This is a genomic window from Pandoraea capi (genome assembly GCF_902459735.1).
Lineage (GTDB): Bacteria > Pseudomonadota > Gammaproteobacteria > Burkholderiales > Burkholderiaceae > Pandoraea > Pandoraea capi.
Genome location: NZ_CABPRV010000015.1, coordinates 1 through 19393, shown reverse-complemented (window position 1 = coordinate 19393; position 19393 = coordinate 1). Strand labels below are relative to the sequence as shown.

The following is a 19393-nucleotide window of genomic DNA, read 5'->3' as shown; positions in this document are numbered from 1 at the left end:
AGAACTCACTCGCCATCATGCGCAAAAACAGTCCTCTGGCGCTCGCGTTCCACGCGCTCGTCATTCTCTTCGTGCTCGCCCCGATGATCATCGTGGTGCTGGTCGCGTTCACGCCGGAACAAACGCTCTCGCTGCCCACGCGCGGTATCTCGCTGCGCTGGTTCCGCGCGATTCTCGACTACCCCGACTTCATCGCGTCGTTCTTCACCAGTCTGAAGCTCGCGTTCATCTCGGCCACGCTCTCGCTCGCGATTGCGCTGCCGGCCGCGCTGGCCATCGGCCGTTCGCGCTTTCCAGGACGCAACTTCCTCAACGGTCTGCTGCTCTCGCCGCTGGTGATTCCGGGCCTCGTGCTCGGCATCGCACTGCTGCGCTTCTTCGCGATGCTCGGCGTGACCGGCTCGTTCGGCGCGCTCATCTTCGCGCACATGATCATCGTGACGCCGTTCATCATGCGTCTCGTGCTCGCGTCGATCAGCGGTCTGGACCGCAGCGTCGAGAACGCGGCCGCCTCGCTCGGCGCCGGTTCGTGGACGACGTTCCGCCGCGTGACCATGCCGATGATCCTGCCGGGCATTACCGGCGGCTGGCTGCTGGCGTTCATCAACAGCTTCGACGAACTGACGATGTCGGTCTTCCTCACGGCGCCGCAAACCGTCACGCTGCCGGTGCGCATGTATATGTACGCCACTGAGTCGATCGACCCGATGATGGCGTCCGTCTCGGCGCTCGTCATTGCAGTGACGCTCGGCGCGATGCTGCTGCTCGACCGCATCTACGGCCTGAATCGCATTCTGATCGGCCAGCACTGAACGCGCGCTCAACGACGACTCCTATGTCCAGTTCTTCCCAATTCCCTCAATCGTCGCGCGCGACGGGGCAAACGACCGGCCATCCGCAAATGAAGCGGCTGGCCGAGACCTCGCGCTCGCCGGTCACGTTCTTCATCGACGGCGAGCCGGTGCAGGCGCTCGCGGGCGACACGCTGCTCACCGCCATCCTCACGCATCAGCGTCACGTGCGCATCAGCGAGTTCAGCGGCACGCCGCGTGCGGGCTTCTGCCTGATCGGCGCCTGTCAGGACTGCTGGGTGCGTTGCGAGACGACGACGGCCGGTGGCGGCGATATGCAACTCACGCGTTTGCGTGCATGTTCCACCACCGTGCAGGCCGGCATGCGTATCGTCACGCGTGCGGCCGACGTCAACGAAATTCACGGAGGCTCGCATGAATGAGCGCGCCGGAAACCGGACGCTCGTGAATGGCGCTGACGTCGTGATCGTCGGCGCCGGTCCGGCGGGGATTCGCGCAGCGCAGACACTCGTTGCGGCCGGCGTGCGCCCGATCGTGCTCGACGAAAACATGCGCTGGGGCGGTCAGATCTACCGTCAGCCGCCCGCCGACGCGGGATTCGCGCGCAGCAAGCAGGCGTTGTACGGCTTCGAAGCCGCCAAGGCCGACACCGTCCACAACGCCATGGCCGCGTTGCTGCCGCAGGTCGACTATCGTCCCGAAACGCTGGTGTGGGCGTGCGATCCGAAGCGGCTCCACACGATGCATGGCGGACGCGAAACGGCCGTGCCGTTCAGTCATCTCATCATTGCCAGCGGGGCGACGGATCGCGTGCTTCCGTTGCCGGGCTGGACATTGCCGGGCGTGTACACGCTGGGCGGCGCGCAGGTCGCGCTCAAGGCGCAGGGCTGCGCCATCGGTGAACGCGTGGTGTTCGCGGGCACCGGACCTTTGCTGTATCTCGTGGCGTACCAGTACGCGAAAGCCGGGGCGAACGTCGTCGCGGTGCTCGACACCAGCGCGTTCGTCACGCAGGCGAAGGCTGCGCCGCGACTGCTCAGTCAGCCATCGACGTTTGCCAAGGGCGTCTACTACGTGGGCTGGTTGCGCGCCCGTGGCGTGCGCATCGAAACCGGCGTGACGCTCGACGGTATCGACGGTACTGCCGGGGTCCGCGCGATTCGCTGGCAGCGCGATGGCCGCGACCAATCGCTCGAATGCAGTGCGGTGGGACTGGGCTATGGCCTGCGTCCGGAAACGCAACTCGCCGATCTGGCTGGTTGCCGTTTCGTCTTCGACGATCTCAACCGTTGCTGGCTGCCTGAGCGCGACGCCGCAGGCCGCAGCTCGCAGCCGGGCATCTATCTGGCGGGCGACGGTGCTGGCATTGCCGGCGCCGACGCCGCAGAACTCGCCGGCCGCCGCGCGGCACTGGCGTTGCTCGAAGACCTCGGCATCGCGGCGCCCGCCATGGCTGATGCGCCTGATGCCGCCACCATCGAACGCAAGCTCGCGAGCATCCGCCGTTTTCGCGAAGGCATCGAGCAGGCATTCGCATTGCCGGAGGATCCGGCTTCGCAGTGGCCCGACGACATGCTCGTGTGCCGTTGCGAAGAAGTCACCGCCCGCACTTTGCGCGATTGCGCGCGTCTTGACGGCGTGACCGAAATCAACCGCCTCAAGGCGCTCACCCGCGTGGGCATGGGGCGTTGCCAAGGCCGCATGTGCGGCGAAGCGGCATGCCATGTGCTCGCCGAGGCGAGCGGGCAGACATTCGCGCAAGTGGGTCGTCTGCGTGCGCAGGCGCCGATCAAACCGATTCCGATTGCCCCCATGCTTTTCGACGAGAACGTCGCCGCCATTCCCGAGGAGGCGCGCGATGAGTGAGACCTTGCATTACGACGTCGTGGTCGCCGGTGGCGGGTTGGTCGGCGCATCGGCCGCACGAGCGTTGGCCGAGCGCGGCCTGAAGGTCGCGCTGTTCGAGCGACGCTATTGCGGCGCGCAAGCCAGCGGCGTCAATTACGGCGGCGTGCGTTGTCAGGGGCGTCCCGAGGAGCAATTGCCGCTCGCAATGCGTGCGCGGCGGGTCTGGGATCGTCTGCCGGAACTCATCGGTATCGACGGCGAGTTCGTACGCTCGGGGCACCTGCGTCTTGCGCGTCGCGAGAGCGACCTCGAACCGCTCGACCAGTGGTCCGCCATGGCCGCCAATTACGGCTTGTCCGCCACGGTGTTTCGTGGGGCCGAGTTCCGTCAGCGCTTTCCGTGGCTGGGCGATGGGGCTGTCGGCGGCTCGCTATGCATGAGCGACGGCCATGCGAATCCGCGTCTTGTCTCGCCGGCCTTCGCGCGTGCGGCGCGTGCCCTTGGTGCCGACGTTCGAGAACGCACCCCGATCACATCGATCGCGCATGACGGCAGGCACTTTCAGCTCACGGCTCAGCCCGAGGCGGGCGACGCCCTGCACGTGAGCAGCCACTGGCTGCTCAATACGTCCGGCGCGTGGGCAAATCACATCGCCGGGACGTTCGGTGAGCGTGTGCCGATGCATGCCATCTATCCGAACATGTGGGTGACGGAGCCGTTGCCCCGCTTCGTCGGACACAGCCTTGGGGTCTACGGCGGTGGTGTCTACGCACGTCAGGTCGAGCGCGGTAACTGCGTGATCGGCGGCGGGCGCGGCACCGGCGACGGCGAGTACGCTCAGCCGTCGGCCGACACCACGCGCGCGGTGATGCGCGAGGCGTGTGCGTTGTTGCCTGCGCTGCGCAACGCCTTGCTGATTCGCACGTGGAGCGGCGTGGAAGGCGAGACGCCCGACGACAACCCGATCATCGGGATGAGCCGTACCACCCCGCAACTGGTGCATGCCTTCGGCTTTTGCGGCGGCGGTTTTCTGCTGGCGCCCGGCGTCGGCGAAGTGCTGGCCGATCTGGTCACGCAAGGGCAGACGGCTACGCCGATCGATGCCTTTGCGGTCGACCGGTTCGCGAAAGTCGGCGCGGCCGCTTGATGTACACGAGATGCACACGAGGGAACCCGAGACATGCCACACGTTCTGAGTCCGTCCACAACCTACATTCCTAACACCCTGGAAAACGCAAGGAGAACCACGATGAAGCTATCCCGTAAGGTCGTCATGTGCGCTGCGGCGCTGGCATTGGGCGCGAGCAGCGCGGCCTGGTCGCAGTCGAAAACGCTGTACATCGGCATGAATGGCGGCCCGATGGAAAAGGCTTACACGAGTCAGGTCTTTCCGGAATTCGAGAAGGCCAACAACGTGAAGGTCGTGGTGGTGCCGGGTACGTCGTCGGACGTACTCGCCAAGCTGCTCGCCAACCGGAACAGCCCGCAGATGCATGTCGTGTTTCTCGACGACGGTGTGATGGCACGCGCCATCAGCATGGGGGTATGCCAGAAGCTCGACGATGCGCCGGTGCTCAAGGAACTGCTGCCCTCGGCTCGCGTGAAGGACGACATGGGCGCAGGCGTGCAGCTCGGCATGACCGGTATCGGTTACAACACGAAGCTCTTCAAGGAAAAGGGCTGGGCGGCGCCGACATCGTGGACGGACTTCGCCGATCCGAAGTACAAGGGCAAGGTCGTGTTCCAGTCGGCATCGAGCAGCACGTTCGGTCTGCACGGTTTCCTCGCGCTGAACCGTATCTGGGGCGGTAGCGAGACGAACGTCGAACCGGGCTTCACGAAGTGGGCGTCGACCGTCGGTCCGAACGTCGTCGAGTACATCCCGAACTCGGCGAAGCTCTCGGAAATGATCCAGACGGGCGAAGCCGCGATTTTCCCGCTGACCCCGACGGCCGTGAGCGACCTTCAGGACAAGGGCATTCAGGTCGGCTACGTGGCCCCGAAGGAAGGCGCGGTGCAGTTGCTCGTCGACCTGTGCGTCGTGAAGAACAGCCCGGACAACGCCATGGCGCAGAAGCTTGCGCAGTACCTGCTGTCGGCCAAGGGCCAGTCGCTGGCTGCGGCGGCCGGCGCCTACATCCCGACCAATCCGCAAGCGACGGTTCCGCCGTCGATGCAAAAGCGTCTGGGCAAGCTCGACGACCTGACCAAGAACATCAAGACGGTCGATTGGGATGCCATCAACCAGCGTCGCGCGCAGTGGGATCAGCGCTGGAACCGTCAGATCGAGCAGTGATCGCAATGGTATGAATCGCTGCGCATGACGCGATCGTTCGCGCAGGCGTTGCGCAGGCCTCGAAACAACGACGCCGGGCACCTCAGGTGGCCCGGCGTCGTCGTTTGTGCGGCTTGGCTGGCGTGGTTCGGCGCTGTGCCGATGCTGCGGGTTACATCACGTCCGCCTGCGCGGCGAGCACGTTGAACGCCCCGATCAGTTGCGCGTGATCTGCCGGCATGACGAAGGTATGCAGCGCGTGGGCGGGTTCGTCGAGCACCAGATAGCCCAGGCTCCAGGACGAGAAGGCGCCGGGCTGGCGTGGTGTGCCGTCGAGCAGCACCTGGATGGCGCAATGGTGGCGCGACGCTTCGATGCGCTGACGAGCGTCGGCCAGCGCCTGCGCCGGTCCTTCGATGTACTGACAGAAAGTCATGCCGTCGTAGAGCAGCAGACCGGTCACGCCGTGGGTATCGTTGAACCCGCGTGAGTGGACGATGATTTTGGACAGCGCCACCGGATCGAGATCCGGCAACGCACGGCTGATGTACGCGTAGCACTCGGTCATTGTTATGTCTCCCCCCGTACAAGTCGGCGCATCGCCCCGTCGTGTCGCGTCGATGGCACGATAATGGCGTCGCTTTTGCATCAACTTTGCGTCGACGCGCATTAGAATACCCCAAGTGCGATGCCCGGGACGCTCACTCGCCATGCCGATCAATTATCTACGCGGTTTCACCCAGCCGGTGCGCACGGACGCGGCGAACCGGCGTCTGGGGTGTTCGCTCGCCTTCGTGGCCGGGGCGGCCAACGCCGGGGGCTTTCTGGCCGTCGGTCAGTACACGTCGCACATGTCGGGTATCGTCGCTTCGCTCTCCGACAATCTCGTGCTCGGCCAGTTGCTGCTGGTGCTCGCCGGATTGAGCGCGCTGGTGGCGTTCCTGCTGGGCGCGGCCACCTCCGCCGTGCTGATTCATTGGGGACGACGTCACCACACGCATAGCGAATATGCCGCGCCGCTCATGCTCGAGGCCATGCTGTTGCTGACGTTCGGCATGATGGGTGCCAATCTGGAGGATCACCGGTTGCTTTACGTGCCGGCGACCGTGGGCCTGCTGTGCTACGTGATGGGCCTGCAAAATGCCATCATCACCAAGATTTCCCGGGCCGAAATTCGTACCACGCACGTCACCGGGCTGGTCACCGACATCGGTATCGAGCTGGGCAAGATGAGCTACTGGAACCGGCCGGGCGTGGCGCAGGACCTGCCGCGCGTGGCCGGCGACCGGCAGAAGCTACGTCTGCTGTGTGCCTTGTTGGGCAGTTTCTTCATGGGCGGGCTCGTGGGGGCGCTGGGCTTCAAGCATCTGGGGTTCGTCTCCACAATTCCGCTCGCTGTCGTATTGATCATGCTGGCCATCGTGCCGCTGCTCGACGATTTCTCGCGCAACGCCAGGCATTCGCGCTAACGGGCAGGCTTCCTCGCTAGTTCACCAGTCGGTAACCGTGTCGGGCCATTCGTCATGACTACACGCTCGGACGTATCTCGCAAACAGAGTGGGTTCCGGAGTTGGTTTGGGCAGAGACTGCGCGCGCTGTTCGACAAGTTCGACGACTATCCGGCGATGGTCGGCGTGATCGGCACGGCCATCGCCATTGCAATTCTGGTCGGGGTTTCGCTGTTGCTGCGCGCGGACCGTCAGGCGCGCTACCTGTTTGCCCTCGAACGGGCGCAGAGCGTGGCATCGGTCGTGGCGACGAGTCTGGGCGGCAACATTGCTGTCTACGACACCTTGCTCAAGGAGATGGTCCGTGAGGCAGAGGATCCCACGACACCGTTGTTCCCGGAGCGCGTGCGTGACCGGGTGCGCTTCGGGCAGACGCTAAGTCGCGATTTTCTGGACGATGCCTACGTCGTCGACAAGACCGGCCGTATCTCCGCGCCGCTGGACGGGCAACCGAATGTGGTCGTGAACGTCGCAGACCGCGATTACTTCAGGTCGCACGCGCTCAGTCCGTCACTCGGGTTGTACATCTCGCAGCCTTACGCGTCGCGCACCCATGGCGGCGTGTTGTCGGTGGCGCTCACGCGCCGCATTGCGGCGCCCGATCACACCTTTGCCGGTGTGGCGGTGCTGGCCCTGCGGCTCGACCATCTGGGCACGTTGGTCAGCGATGTGGATTCGGCCGACCTGCGCTCGATCGAAATCGTGGAAGAGAAGGGGACGGTGCTGGCCTGCGATCCCTGCTCAGGCGCGCGGCCGGGGGCGCTGGTCACGTTGCCAGGGGGGGCGGCGCGCAATGGCGATCTGTCGGCGGCGCTCGCGTTTCCGAAGGGCATGAGTGCGTTGGATTACCGGTCGGTGCGAGTGCCCGGGGCGTCGATGTACGTGGTGGTGACGCCCTCGACGCATTTGCTCATGCGCGAGTGGTTACGACAGGTGTGGATATTCAGTGCCATCGCGATCACATGCGCGGCCACACTGATCGCCGGATCGTGGTTGCTGACGGCGGCCATACGCACGCGCTCGAGCGCTGCGGCAAGGCTCGTGAGCCTGAGTGTGACCGACGGCCTTACCGGGCTGGCGAACCGTCGTGCGCTCGACACCAAACTCGCGGCCGAATGGCGGCGCGCGAAGCGGTCCGGCAGTCCTTTGTCGATTCTGTTCGCGGACATCGACCATTTCAAGCATTTCAACGACGCTTACGGCCATTCGGTCGGCGACGACGTGCTGCGTGCCGTCGCCAAGAATATCGGCGGCCATGTGCGGCGCGAAAGCGACATGGCGGCTCGCTACGGCGGCGAAGAGTTTGCTGTGGTGTTACCCGATACGGATGCACAAAGCGCGGCCACGATGGCCGAGCAGGTCCGGCGCGACATCGAGCGCCTGCATATCGATCACGCAGGGAGTGCCGCAGGCATGGTGACGATCAGCGTCGGAGCGGCGACCGGTGTCGCCGGCGAGTGCGGCAGCGCCGAGGCCATCCTGACGGCGGCCGATGAGCAACTCTTCATTGCGAAACAGTCCGGCCGCAATCGCATCAGCACGATCGTGCTGGGCAAGACACCCTCACCCGACGAGCCTTCGGATTCGCCGTCGAGTTAGCGGATACCGGGCGGCCGCCCTCTCACAGAACGTTCCGAGGGGTTGCGATCGCGCGATTCAGGGTGGCGATGCAATCCGCTTGTCGGCCAATGGGCTGAGCAGGGGGCGTCTACTGTGATTAATGCAAGGCGACACCGTGCGCAGAGGCTGAGACAATTCAGCCATCGACAAACACGCCTTGATTCGCCAAACGGGGGGCTATATGAACCGCACTCACTTCTTCGCCGCTTGCCTGTGCCTGAGCGGCGCGCTGATCTTCGGTCACGCCAATGCGCAGTCCTATCTCGGCGCAGGCGATCTGGGCAGCATCCGTCAATCGAATCAGACACCGGCTGTGAGCCCGGCGGTAGCGGCACTCGGCGGCCAGAGCGCGCCCGTGACCGACGCGCATGCCGCCAGCGCCAGCATCAATCGCACGGCAAGCGAGCGCAATGGTCCGGCCACGGGGCCGAGCACGCAGGAAGTGCTCGCGCAGCGCCGGGCGCTCGATACGCGGGACATGCAGCATCCGCGTCAGACCAAAACGTTCGACAGCATCGCCCGTCCGTCGCGCCCGGAGTGAGGCCCGGCACTCGCCGCTCAGTCAGCCATCGCCGGAATGGCGCCTTCCTGGAAGAGAACGCGCGGGGCATCCATCGTGCCGTCCTCTTCGTCGACCAGCACCTCGTAGGCGGCGATGCCCGCGAACCCGGACGCCATCGACTGCGCGATACGCACTGCACCGAATTCGGTGCTCGCCTGACGCAGCTCGCCGGGTTGCAGCACGCCGTCCTTGTTCTTGCGATATGGCACGACGATGAACTTGATGGATTTGGCGTCGCTCATGGTGTCCCTCACGATGAAGTTGAATGATGGGAAATGTAGCATGACTACTGTATAAAAATACAGTGATACGCAATGATTTTTCGCCAAACAACATCTCGTAATGACGACATAACTAGTCAATATTCGTATATTCCTTCGCCGCTTGATAGCCTGTAGTTCTAATCGCGAATTGTTTCCCACTAAGTCGCGACCAAAACGACAAGCATTGAGAGCATCGAATGAATGCAGGCAATCTGATTTCGGCGAACCGACTCCAAGACGGTCTGGTCGTCTGGCTGGACCAGCAATACCACTGGGTAGACGATCTGACGCAGGCGCACGTGTTCGATGCGGACGGTCTCGAGCAGGCGCAGGCGGCCGCCAAGGCCGCTGCGGCTGCCAACCTGATCGTGGATCCCGTGCCGCGTCCGGCCGAACTCGGCGACGCCGGTCCTGTGCCGGTGGACTTCCGTGAACAACTGCGTTCGCGTGGCCCGTCGGTCCGTGAAGACCTCGGCAAGCAGGCGGCAGATGCCGGCGTGCAGGCCGCGCTGGCGGACGCACCGGCCTTGACCGTGGCCCCCGAGCACGCGGGCATCTATCGCTACGATCCGTCGGAGCGCGAATACCTCAAGGACCGCGCGAAGGAGTTCGGTCAGCAAGTGGCGCGCCGTCTGAGCGGCGAGCTGAGCGAGGACGATTTCAAGGTCTACCGTCTGATGAACGGCCTGTACCTGCAGCTGCACGGTTACATGCTGCGCGTTGCGATTCCCTACGGCACGTTGAGCGCGGTGCAGTTGCGCCAGCTCGCGTTCGTGGCGAATCGTTACGACAAGGGCTACGGGCACTTCACCACGCGTCAGAACCTGCAATTCAACTGGCCGACGCTGACCGATTCTCCGGACATTCTGTCGGCGCTGGCGGATGTCGATCTGCACGCCATCCAGACGAGCGGCAACTGCATCCGTAACGTGACGACCGACCAGTTCGCCGGCGCCGCGAAGGATGAAGTCATCGATCCGCGCGTGTATGCCGAAATTCTGCGTCAATGGTCGACGGACCACCCAGAGTTCACCTATCTGCCGCGTAAGTTCAAGATCGCCATCACTGGCGGTCAGACGGACCGTGCGGCGGTGCGTTTTCACGACATCGGCATTCTGGCGCGCACGAACGAGCAGGGCGAAGTCGGCTTCCAGATTTACGCCGGTGGCGGTCTGGGCCGCACGCCTATCGTCGGTACGCTGGTGCGCGACTGGTTGCCCGAGGCCGATCTGCTGCGCTTCGTCGAAGCGATTCTGCGCGTGTACAACGCGCTGGGTCGTCGCGACAACATCTACAAGGCGCGCATCAAGATCCTCATCAAGGAAATGCAGCCGGCGAAGTTCATCGAGATGATCGAGGAAGAATTCGCCCGCATCGCCCAGACGCATCGTCCGCTGGCGGACAGCGTGATCAAGGCCATCGGCGAGCGCTTCATCCTGCCCGAGTTCGCCACGCTGCCGGCGCAGTCCAGCGCGTACGAACAGTCGTACAAGACTGACGTGGCGTTCAAGCACTGGGTCGATACCTGCACGCACGAGCATAAGGTGCCGGGCTACATCAGTGCCGTCGTGTCGCTCAAGCCGGCCGCCGGGATTCCGGGCGACGCCAGCGCGCAGGAGATGCTGGTGCTGGCCGATCTGGCCGACAAGTATTCGTTCAGCGAACTGCGCGTGACGCACGAGCAGAACCTCGTGCTGCCGCACGTGAAGCTCGACGATCTGCATGCCCTGTGGAAGCAATTGAAGGCGGCCGGGCTCGCGACGCCGAACATCGGTCTGATCTCGGATGCGATCGCATGCCCGGGGCTGGATTACTGCGCGCTCGCCAATGCGCGTTCGGTGCCGGTGGCGCAGCGCATTGCGTTGCGCTTTACTGAGGAACAGCAGCGTGACATCGGACCGGTGACGCTCAATGTGTCCGGTTGCATCAATGCCTGCGCGCACCACCACGTCGCTCACATCGGCATTCTCGGTGTGGACAAGGCAGGCAAGGAAAACTATCAGATCACGCTGGGCGGTTCGGCGGACGATAACGCGGCCGTCGGCAAGATTCTCGGCCCGGGCGTGTCGTACGAGGCCGTGCCGCAGGTGATCGAAAACATTCTCGGACGCTATCTCGATCTGCGTCACGAGGGTGAGCGCTTCATCGATACGCTCGGACGTGTCGGCGCGGAAGAATTCAAGGGAGCTCTGAATGTTGATTGATCGTAACGGACTGCCGGCCGAGGACGTCTGGACTTATCTTGGCGCCGACGCGCAATTCGCGCCGGACGCTTCGGACGAAACCCGCAGCGAAAGCGTGCTGCCGCTCGACGCGTGGCTTGCCGCGAACGAGCAGGGCGTGGCGCCTGCCGGTATCCGCGTGCAGGGGCATGACGATCCGGAGCGCATCGCCGCGCTGTTGCCGCAGCTTGAACTCGTGGTGATCGAGTTCCCGAAGACGCGCGATGGGCGTGGCTTCACGCTGGCGAAGTTCCTGCGCGACAAATGGAATTTCCAGGGCGCGATCCGCGCTGCGGGGCCGCTGCTGCCGGATCAACTGGCGATGTTGTGGGCTTGCGGCTTCGATAGCCTGCTGTCGCCCTCGGAGGTGCCGACGGCACGCTGGCGCGAGGCGGCGCTTGCCGCGCAGGTTCGCGCCGGGCGGCCGCGCACGCTGCTGGCGCGTCTGACGGCCTGACAGGAGCGTTCTCCGGAGATCATCTGGTAAAGCAGCACGGGCAGGAAGACACCAACGGAAGGGCACAAACGCGTTTTGACGGGTTTGTGCCTTTTTTGTTGGACGGCGGTTGGTGCAGGGGCTTCAGACGTTCTTGAGGGTTTACGGGCGTTCCACGGGGTTCTCGGGCATTTCCGAAGGGTTGAGCGTGCATTCGGGTTGACGGGGCGTTGAAGGGCAACGACAGGGCGCCTGACGGATACTGCGGCGACGACAAATTTCTTAACGACGTGTAGGAATAGTTCGGGGGTATGCGTCGTTATGGAAGGGAAAGCCGAAGCCGTGCGCGCCGCGTCGGCACCGCAGGGGAAGGCGCGTTTTACACAGCAATAAGATCATGAACGCAAGAAAACGTCTGCCGCTGCGCGCGGTCCTGTCGCGGGGTTGTCTGACGTTATTGGCGCTGGCCTTGTCCGGTGCGAGTGCCTGGGCACAGGATTTTCAGGTGCGAGACAACACTGGGGCGGCCCTCGACGACGCCGTCGTTTATCTCACCCCGGAAGACGGAAAGCTGCCCGCGGGGCGTCCTGCACCGGCGTCCATCGTGCAGAAGCAGAAGATGTTCATGCCCATGGTCACCGTCGTACAGAAGGGCGCCGCCGTCGATTTTCCGAATCGTGACGACATCGCGCACGACGTCTATTCCCTCTCCGATGCGAAGCGCTTCGAGCTCAAGCTCTATCGTGGCGGCTCCAGGCAAGTGGTGTTCGACAAGCCCGGCGTCGTGACCATCGGTTGCAACATCCACGACATGATGATTGCGTACGTCGTTGTGGTGGACACGCCGTATTTCGCGAAGACCGGTGGCGGCGGTCGCGGCGAGTTGCCGACGGTACCGGCCGGCCGGTATCGGGTCGCCGTGTGGCATCCACGACTCGGGAGTGCGTCGGCAACGGTCGTGGGCACTTTTCAGTTGCCGGGAGCGGCGCCCGCTGCCCCGGGCGTCACCATCGCGCCGCTTTCCCTCGTGCTCCCGCTGCGTGGCGACTGAGGCGTGCAGTTCTTTCCCGCATTTCTCCGCTTCCGTAGCCGGATGGTTCGCCTTGGCGTGAGCCTCGGGTGGTATCGACTGCGCACGAAGATCACGCTCGTGTTCGTCGCGCTGATTCTGGTCGTGCTCGCCGTGATGCAAATGACGGCCAGTCGCGCTCTCAACGACGCGTCCGCGGCGCAGGTCAACGAGCAGCTTGCCGTTGGGCAGCGTGTGTTCTGCCGGGCGTTGCAAACCAAGGCGGACGAGCTGACACAGGTAGCGCAGGTTGTCACGGCCGACTTCGGTTTCCGGGAGGCGGTGGCGCTGCACGATCCGGTGACGATGCATTCGGCGCTCGAGAACGTACGGGAGCGCGTGCATGCCGACGTCGCCCTGCTCATCGACCTGAATGGCGCGGTGATTGCCGACTCGCGCATCTCGGGCGTGCGTGGCGACGGTGCGGCACCGGCACTGCCGGGGCCGTCGCGCGGGCGATTACGAGCCAAGGCGGGGACTTCCGTCTCGTCGATCGGCATGCTCGACGGACGGGCTTACGAGTTGGTGAGTGTGCCGGTCAAAGCGCCGCTGGTCATCGGCTGGGTGACGATGGGCTTCTCGCTGGACGATGCGTTCGCGCGCGACATGCACGAGTTGTCGGGGCTTGAAGTGTCGCTGGTGCATCGGGCGGCATCGGGGCAATGGAAGGTGGTGGCGAGTTCGCTGCGTGCGGCGGATCGCACCGAGTTGCAGGCGGCGCTGGCGAGCCACACCGTGTCGGTGACGGAGGCGGCGAGAATGTCGCGCGTGAGCGGGTATGCGCTCAAGGTCGTCAATCTCTCCGGCACGGATGCCCCGGTCGTCGCGGTGTTGCAGCGCTCGGTGACCGAAGCGGCCGGACCTTTCCGTCAATTGCGCTCCACGCTGCTGTGGCTGACGCTCGGCGGCATTGTGATTTCGATCCTGGGGGCGGCGCTGATCGCGCGCAGCGTGACGCGTCCGCTGGCGTCGTTCGTCGATCTGGCGAGGCGCATCGGCAAGGGCGATTACGGTGACGATACGGTGGCCATCGACTTGCGACGCCGGGATGAGACCGGCGATCTGGCGCGCGCTTTCGATTCGATGCGCAATGCGATTGCACAGCGCGAGGAGCGGATCACGGAACTCGCTTACGTCGACACGCTGACCGGGTTGCCGAACCGCGCGGCGTTCAGTGAGCGGATGCAATCGGATATCGAGGAGGCTTACCGTGGCGGCGCACCGTTCGCCGTCATTCTGATGGACATGGACCGTTTCAAGGATGTGAACGACACGTTGGGGCACCACGTGGGCGACCATCTCTTGTGGGAAGCGGGCCACCGGCTGAGCACCGAATTGAAGGACGCCGGATACATGGTCGCGCGGCTGGGCGGAGACGAGTTCGCGATTCTCGTGCGTGGCGGCGATCAGGCGGCGGCCCACCAATGTGCGACGCGTCTGGCGGGCGCGCTGGATGTGCCGATCGTCGTGGATGGTCAGACGGTCGACGTCGGTGCGAGCTTCGGCATTGCGGTGTATCCGGAGCATGGGTCGGATATGCATACGTTGCTGCGGCGTGCCGATCTGGCGATGTATGCGGCGAAGCGCTCGAACCTGGGCGTAGCCATCTACGAGCCGGATACGGAGAGTCGTGACCGGGACCGTCTGTCGTTGATGAGTGATCTGCGTCATGCCATCGAGCATGGCGGCTTGTACCTGTACTACCAGCCGCAGGTGGATCTGGCGGATGGGCGGGCGGTGCGGGTGGAGGCGTTGGTGCGCTGGCGGCATCCGAAGCGCGGCATCGTGCCGCCGGCGGAGTTCATACCGTTTGCCGAGCAGACGGGTTTCATCCGGGTGATCTCGCGATGGGTGGCCGCCGAGGCGATCGCGACGTGCGCGGCGTGGCATGCCCGGGGCGTAGAGGTCGGCATGTCGATCAACCTGTCGGCACGCGATCTCGTGGATACGGACTTGCCGGACTATCTGAAGCGGGTCTTGCGGGAGCACGCGCTGCCGCCGCACTGGCTGTGCGTGGAGATTACGGAAAGTGCCTTGATGGACGATCCCGAGCAGGCGCTGATTACGATGGAGCGACTGCATCGCATGGGCATTCGTATTGCCATCGACGACTTTGGTACGGGGTATTCGTCGCTGTCGTATCTGAAGCGCATGCCCGTGGAGGAGATCAAGATTGACCGGTCGTTCGTGAAGGGCATGGCTCACGAGCAGAACGATGCGTTGATCGTGCGCTCGACGATCGCGTTGGGCCACAGTATGGGCATTCGCATCGTGGCGGAAGGTATCGAGGATGCCGTGACGCTGGAGAAACTACGCGCGCTGGGATGCGATTTCGCGCAGGGCTATTTCCTGAGCAAGCCGCTGCCCGAGGCCGAACTGGAGGATTGGGCGCGGGCATGGCAAGCGGAGCAGAGGGAAGCTTGTGTGCGGGTTTGTCGGTCGATCTGACGCATCACTGGAACGCACACTCCCCGAGTTGAAATGCAGGGGATTCATCCGGTATATTCGGAAAAAAATAATTGATGAGTCGGGGTGCTGAGTAATCAAACACAAATGATTGCAGCGCGTAAGCTTGTACTTTTTCTGACATCGGCCTATATGAGCGGGGTGGCCTTTGCGCAACCCGTGGATGAAACGGCGATATGTGCCGGCATGACGGCGATCGTCGCCACCTGGCGATGCAGCGGACCTGCCGGAGACGCCGTTTGCACGCTGTGGGGCGTAGATGCTTCACGCGAAGGCAAGTGGACCGACAAAGGTCGCTTCGTTATCGAGGGACCGCGATCGGTCAAGCGGGTCAGTTATGCGGAGGCGTGCATTGGCCTTCGCTGCTCCCGGCCGCAATACTCCATCTGTTCAATGCCGGTTAGTCAAGCGGCACAGATCGAAGCGCTTCTGCGTTCGGGGACGTAGCACGGGGCGTCATTTAGCTTTGCCCCATGAAAAAACCCGCACAGCCAATGACTGTGCGGGTTTTTCAATTCTGGTCGGGGCGAGAGGATTTGAACCTCCGACCACCTGCACCCCATGCGGGTGCGCACTCGCCTGAGAGGCGCATGCCGATTGGGTTTTGCGTTGCGTAGCCTAATAACTGCACATTATTTGCGCACGGGAAGCGCCCGTTCCGCAAAAGTGTCCCGCGAAGTATTAGGCGCTATTCCACGGCAATTTCACGTCCAGAACCGATGCCCGCAGCCGGGAACGCGAGCGCCCCGAAGGCATGACCCAAGCCTTCCATGTCAGCTTGTACAAGGTCGACCCAAGGATCGACGTCCTTGCTCGCAACTTGCTCTCCAAGGACCGTTGCAGGCATTCGCTCACGGATGAGATGGAAGAAGTGAGGCCAGAGGTGCCGCTCGTCAGCAAACCCAAGTCCTGCGCCTGCCGCGCTGAAAGGTTGGCACGGACAGGAACCGGTCCAAACAGGTCGGTCATCAGGCCATCCGGCCATGCGGAGGGCGTAGCACCAGACGCCGATTCCTGCGAAGAAATGGCACTGTGTGTAGCCTCGGAGGTCGTCAGGGGATGACGACGAATCGGGTGGTGTGTGGATATCGCACGGCGGCCTCCCTCGTGGTGCTGATTAGGGAGGTAAACTATCATGAAATGCTGTATGAAAATACAGTATTTTGGTGTCGAAGGTGTCGGCTATCCTTCCCGCTTTACGGGGGAGGCTTGTAGCAAATGACCGAAGTTTTTTCGCCGAGAGCGATCGATTGCCTGTTTAGGGCTTCTGCACTGCTGAAAGAGGGAGGGAAGGCTTCCTTGCTATACGCGGCGCTAGAACTTCGGATGGGGATCGAGGGCCGTCTTCATGACATTAAGGACGCGAACGCAGACATTGTGAAGATGAGGAAGGGAATGTGGGAAATAGCCAAGATCGGAAAAAATCTCGATCAAGCATTTCGTACTGGCCAGAAAATATGTGAGTTTTCGATTCAAACTACCGATCGCATTTACTCCGTATTTTTCGGGCCCGTGGGCAAGGATCTACGTGCAATTGGCATGCGCCTTGCCGCTTGCCTACACAGCGCTCAAAACCCCAAGGCATATTCTGATGAGTGGTGGCACGTGTTAGAGGCAGACTTGCGACGAGGCATAGAGTTGCTTTCGGTTTCTTGTGCGTGCGCGGTTATGGGGCCGCCAATGCTAAATGCGGCCACACGTCAGATGAGCATGAACATCTACCCCGACATTCGAGACGAGAGATCGATTGAGTTCGTCGAGGTTACGAAAGCATCAGGGATCGGGTCAGTGCACAACATACTTATTGCTTATCACGACTCACTTCCCGAAGCGGCCAACTGGCTCACACCGTTGGTTCTATAGTCAAGAGAGACTGGGACTGAATCGCCGGGTCACCGTGTTTTCGCAGGATGGACGATATGTGCACAAACTACCGCGTTCCCGATCGGCAGTTGTTCAGCGACAATTACGGCGTGGTCGCGCCGGCGGGCGAGTGGCGGGAGGAGGTCTACAAGGACTATTTCGCCCCGATCATCCGTCCCCGTTGAGCAGAGCTTGGATGTAATTGATCAGTGCGGTTGTGCGTCAGGTTTCATCGGAAATTGACCTGGTGCGCAGGCGTTACCACGACGGCCTTAGCGTATTTGCATGCCGACAATATGCTCGGCCAAACTGGGTGGGTTCGAAGTGTTTGCCAACTCGATGGATCAGTTCTCTAGCCAGCAAGGCGTTAATGACTGCCTCGGACGGCTGTTTAGGACTTTTCTCGGTGATGTGCTGTAGCGCAGCTGTTATTGCCTTCGCTGAAAGGGCGAGCATTTCATGCTCCTATAAGAGTTTTAGGGTGCCCCGGTGCTTCGCTTGAACTCGAAACTCAGTTGGGCTGATGTTGCTTTTCTAAGGACCGTTCACGGAACCACTTGCCTATGCGACCGTGTTGAGCAAATCGTGTGGCTGCGGTTTTCTGGCTCATCGCTATTGCGCGCCCAATAGAGAGGACTGAGCAGAACCTCGTCCTGTCTGGAGGGGTATATTCGGCGTATAGAAACCAGTTGGGGGCGGCGAGCATCATGATGCTTGCGCCGTAGTCTGATCGATTAATTCATCGACCAACGTGCGCCCAAATTTATCGCCGGCTCGCCGCGCGTCGCCGATTGAATCAAACAGAACGCTTTCAAGCCGAAATACTCGCGATTCCGGCGACGGAACAAGATCATCTGAATCGTCTGGGCTTATGCGCACAGAAACGGCGAGCAGCCTTTCGTGCTTCTTCCCAGAAGAATCTCCGGCGGGGTCGTGAAACACCAACGTTACTAGTCGAAAGCCCCTGTATGACTGTGTGCCTTGGGACATATTTCCTCCGGCAGGGCGAGCAGATCCACATCACCGCGCGCATGCGCGGTGATTCGGGAAAGCAAAGGAAGAAGTTACGCGGGCTTTATGTTGGAGGCCTGCAAGCCCTTTGGGCCGCGCGTGACGTCGTACGAGACGTGCTGATTTTCCTGGAGAGATCGAAATTCCGTACGCCCTTGAGGCTGGATTTCCGAGAAGTGCGCGAACAGATCTTCGCTGCCGTCATCCGGCTTGATGAAGCCGAACCCTTTGCTATCGTTGAACCACTTAACAATTCCGGTACTCACGTGAACCCCTAGTTTTCCCGGCGAACTGTCATCGCGGGATGCGTGACTGGTCGCCAGTGGCGGACAAACAAGAAATTCAGAGATCGGAAGTGTCTCGCAAAGATCAGTGAGATCGACGCTGGATCGATAAAAGTCAGACTTGATGTTCGGTACACCACTTATACGCGGGTTGTGCATTGAGCACAATGCAATTCGTGTAACGGTCTCGCCGCTCCCTCAGCGAGGCGGCTCACCGTCCATCTGAGGCAACAATCCCCGCCGGCGACGCAGATCCCCCAAATCCCCCCGCAAGCATTCCAGCGCAATGAGCCTCGTCGCGCCCATCTCTTCTTTCCACGCCTGGTGGATTGCCGACGTCTCCCCGTATTCAGTAGCACCGGGCTTTGGAGTCCGAGGGTTAATGTATCTGCTTTCCTGCCAGTATCTGGGCATATGCTGCTGGCGTTAATCCACCCAGTGATTTCTTCGGTCGCTCCTCGTTGTACTCCCGCCGCCAGGATTCGATCACGACCTTTGCGTGCGACAGGCTGGTGAACCAGTGCTCGTTGAGGCATTCATCCCGAAATCGCCCATTGAACGATTCGATATAGGCGTTTTGGTTCGGCTTGCCTGGCTCGATCAGGAATAGCTTCACACCTCGTACGTGCGCCCAGCTCAGCATCGCACGACCGCAAAATTCCTTGCCGTTGTCAGTGCGAATTGCCTGTGGCAGACCACGATGCAATGCCACTCGATCCAGAATGCGCGTCAGTCCATTCCCGCTGATTGCCCGTTCCGGCACGATGGCGACCGCCTCATGCGTTGCATCATCAACCACCGTCAGGTTCTTGATCACACGGCCTTCGGCGGTTCGGTCGAACACGAAATCCATCGACCAGACCTGATTGGCCACCGACGGCCGCCCCAGCGGCTGGCGATCTGAGACGGGTACTTTCTTTCGCTTGCGGCGACGCACCTGCAATTTCTCTTCCGCATACAGACGCTCGACGCGCTTGTGATTCACCGCCTGCCCTGACTGGCGCAGCTTCAGATAAATCATTCCCGAACCATAACGGCGATGCCGCTGAGCCAGCGCCACGATTTGTGCTCGCAAAACCACGTTCCGGTCCGGGACCGGTCGATAACGATAGGCGCTGGCGCTCATACCGATTACCCGCAAAGCCTGGCGTTCG

Annotated in this window: 19 protein-coding genes; 14 read left to right on the top strand and 5 right to left on the bottom strand. The window is 62.3% G+C overall.

Features of this window, described 5'->3' with window-relative positions:
* Nucleotides 1-17: 17 nt before the first annotated feature.
* The 5 genes from PCA20602_RS23500 to PCA20602_RS23480 all read left to right on the top strand — a co-directional run bounded on the left by PCA20602_RS23500 (nt 18) and on the right by PCA20602_RS23480 (nt 4956).
* A complete protein-coding gene (locus tag PCA20602_RS23500) occupies nt 18-812 on the top strand; it encodes an ABC transporter permease (RefSeq protein ID WP_069343941.1) in 795 nt (264 codons plus the stop codon).
* Between the two features lie 23 nt (nt 813-835).
* Nucleotides 836-1234, top strand: a complete 399-nt coding sequence (locus tag PCA20602_RS23495; RefSeq protein ID WP_150723263.1) for a (2Fe-2S)-binding protein — start codon at nt 836-838, stop codon at nt 1232-1234.
* The gene (locus PCA20602_RS23490; protein ID WP_150723262.1) at nt 1227-2678 is read left to right on the top strand and encodes an FAD/NAD(P)-dependent oxidoreductase; all 1452 of its coding nucleotides are present in this window, start codon (nt 1227-1229) and stop codon (nt 2676-2678) included. The genes PCA20602_RS23495 and PCA20602_RS23490 overlap by 8 nt, the downstream gene beginning before the upstream one ends.
* Complete coding sequence (locus tag PCA20602_RS23485; RefSeq protein WP_150723261.1) at nt 2671-3807, top strand: NAD(P)/FAD-dependent oxidoreductase; 1137 nt, start codon at nt 2671-2673, stop codon at nt 3805-3807. The genes PCA20602_RS23490 and PCA20602_RS23485 overlap by 8 nt, the downstream gene beginning before the upstream one ends.
* A 102-nt stretch (nt 3808-3909) precedes the next feature.
* Nucleotides 3910-4956 (top strand): ABC transporter substrate-binding protein, encoded by a 1047-nt coding sequence (locus PCA20602_RS23480; protein WP_150723260.1) that lies wholly within the window; start codon nt 3910-3912, stop codon nt 4954-4956.
* 151 nt (nt 4957-5107) lie between these two features.
* On the opposite strand, the gene PCA20602_RS23475 is transcribed toward PCA20602_RS23480, so the two are convergent.
* On the bottom strand, nt 5108-5503 hold the full coding sequence (locus PCA20602_RS23475) for a BLUF domain-containing protein (RefSeq protein ID WP_174981514.1): 396 nt from the start codon (nt 5501-5503) through the stop codon (nt 5108-5110).
* A 142-nt stretch (nt 5504-5645) separates the two neighbouring features.
* On the opposite strand from PCA20602_RS23475, the gene PCA20602_RS23470 reads away from it, so the two are divergent.
* The 3 genes from PCA20602_RS23470 (at nt 5646) to PCA20602_RS23460 (ending at nt 8604) form a co-directional block, all read left to right on the top strand.
* Nucleotides 5646-6404, top strand: a complete 759-nt coding sequence (locus PCA20602_RS23470) for a YoaK family protein (protein ID WP_150723258.1) — start codon at nt 5646-5648, stop codon at nt 6402-6404.
* 54 nt (nt 6405-6458) lie between these two features.
* A complete protein-coding gene (locus PCA20602_RS23465; protein ID WP_150723257.1) occupies nt 6459-8042 on the top strand; it encodes a GGDEF domain-containing protein in 1584 nt (527 codons plus the stop codon).
* A 202-nt stretch (nt 8043-8244) separates the two neighbouring features.
* Complete coding sequence (locus tag PCA20602_RS23460; protein WP_150723256.1) at nt 8245-8604, top strand: hypothetical protein; 360 nt, start codon at nt 8245-8247, stop codon at nt 8602-8604.
* 17 nt (nt 8605-8621) lie between these two features.
* Here PCA20602_RS23460 and PCA20602_RS23455 read toward each other — a convergent pair whose 3' ends face one another.
* Entirely contained in the window at nt 8622-8867 is a 246-nt protein-coding gene (locus PCA20602_RS23455) for a hypothetical protein (RefSeq protein ID WP_039402924.1), read from the bottom strand.
* Between the two features lie 218 nt (nt 8868-9085).
* Between PCA20602_RS23455 and PCA20602_RS23450 the strand changes: the two genes are divergently transcribed.
* From PCA20602_RS23450 to PCA20602_RS23435, 4 genes are all read left to right on the top strand, one after another.
* Nucleotides 9086-11092, top strand: coding sequence for a DUF2849 domain-containing protein (locus PCA20602_RS23450; RefSeq protein ID WP_150723255.1), 2007 nt, complete (start codon nt 9086-9088; stop codon nt 11090-11092).
* On the top strand, nt 11082-11567 hold the full coding sequence (locus PCA20602_RS23445; protein WP_150723254.1) for a DUF934 domain-containing protein: 486 nt from the start codon (nt 11082-11084) through the stop codon (nt 11565-11567). Before PCA20602_RS23450 ends, PCA20602_RS23445 begins: the two co-directional genes overlap by 11 nt.
* A gap of 376 nt (nt 11568-11943) precedes the next feature.
* The gene (locus PCA20602_RS23440; RefSeq protein WP_150723253.1) at nt 11944-12597 is read left to right on the top strand and encodes a methylamine utilization protein; all 654 of its coding nucleotides are present in this window, start codon (nt 11944-11946) and stop codon (nt 12595-12597) included.
* A gap of 3 nt (nt 12598-12600) precedes the next feature.
* Complete coding sequence (locus PCA20602_RS23435) at nt 12601-15063, top strand: putative bifunctional diguanylate cyclase/phosphodiesterase (RefSeq protein ID WP_246182312.1); 2463 nt, start codon at nt 12601-12603, stop codon at nt 15061-15063.
* Between the two features lie 706 nt (nt 15064-15769).
* Here PCA20602_RS23435 and PCA20602_RS23430 read toward each other — a convergent pair.
* Nucleotides 15770-16066: a DNA cytosine methyltransferase gene (locus PCA20602_RS23430; RefSeq protein ID WP_246182311.1), complete on the bottom strand. Its 297-nt coding sequence runs from the start codon at nt 16064-16066 to the stop codon at nt 15770-15772.
* A gap of 233 nt (nt 16067-16299) precedes the next feature.
* Between PCA20602_RS23430 and PCA20602_RS23425 the strand changes: the two genes are divergently transcribed.
* Both PCA20602_RS23425 and PCA20602_RS26245 read left to right on the top strand, forming a co-directional pair.
* The gene (locus tag PCA20602_RS23425) at nt 16300-16944 is read left to right on the top strand and encodes a hypothetical protein (RefSeq protein ID WP_150723252.1); all 645 of its coding nucleotides are present in this window, start codon (nt 16300-16302) and stop codon (nt 16942-16944) included.
* A gap of 56 nt (nt 16945-17000) precedes the next feature.
* A complete protein-coding gene (locus tag PCA20602_RS26245) occupies nt 17001-17129 on the top strand; it encodes a hypothetical protein (protein WP_281354672.1) in 129 nt (42 codons plus the stop codon).
* A gap of 879 nt (nt 17130-18008) precedes the next feature.
* On the opposite strand, the gene PCA20602_RS26115 is transcribed toward PCA20602_RS26245, so the two are convergent.
* Entirely contained in the window at nt 18009-18221 is a 213-nt protein-coding gene (locus tag PCA20602_RS26115; protein ID WP_039399016.1) for a cold-shock protein, read from the bottom strand.
* A gap of 397 nt (nt 18222-18618) precedes the next feature.
* On the bottom strand, nt 18619-19393 hold a 775-nt coding region (locus tag PCA20602_RS23415; protein WP_150723251.1), incomplete at its 5' end, for an IS3 family transposase.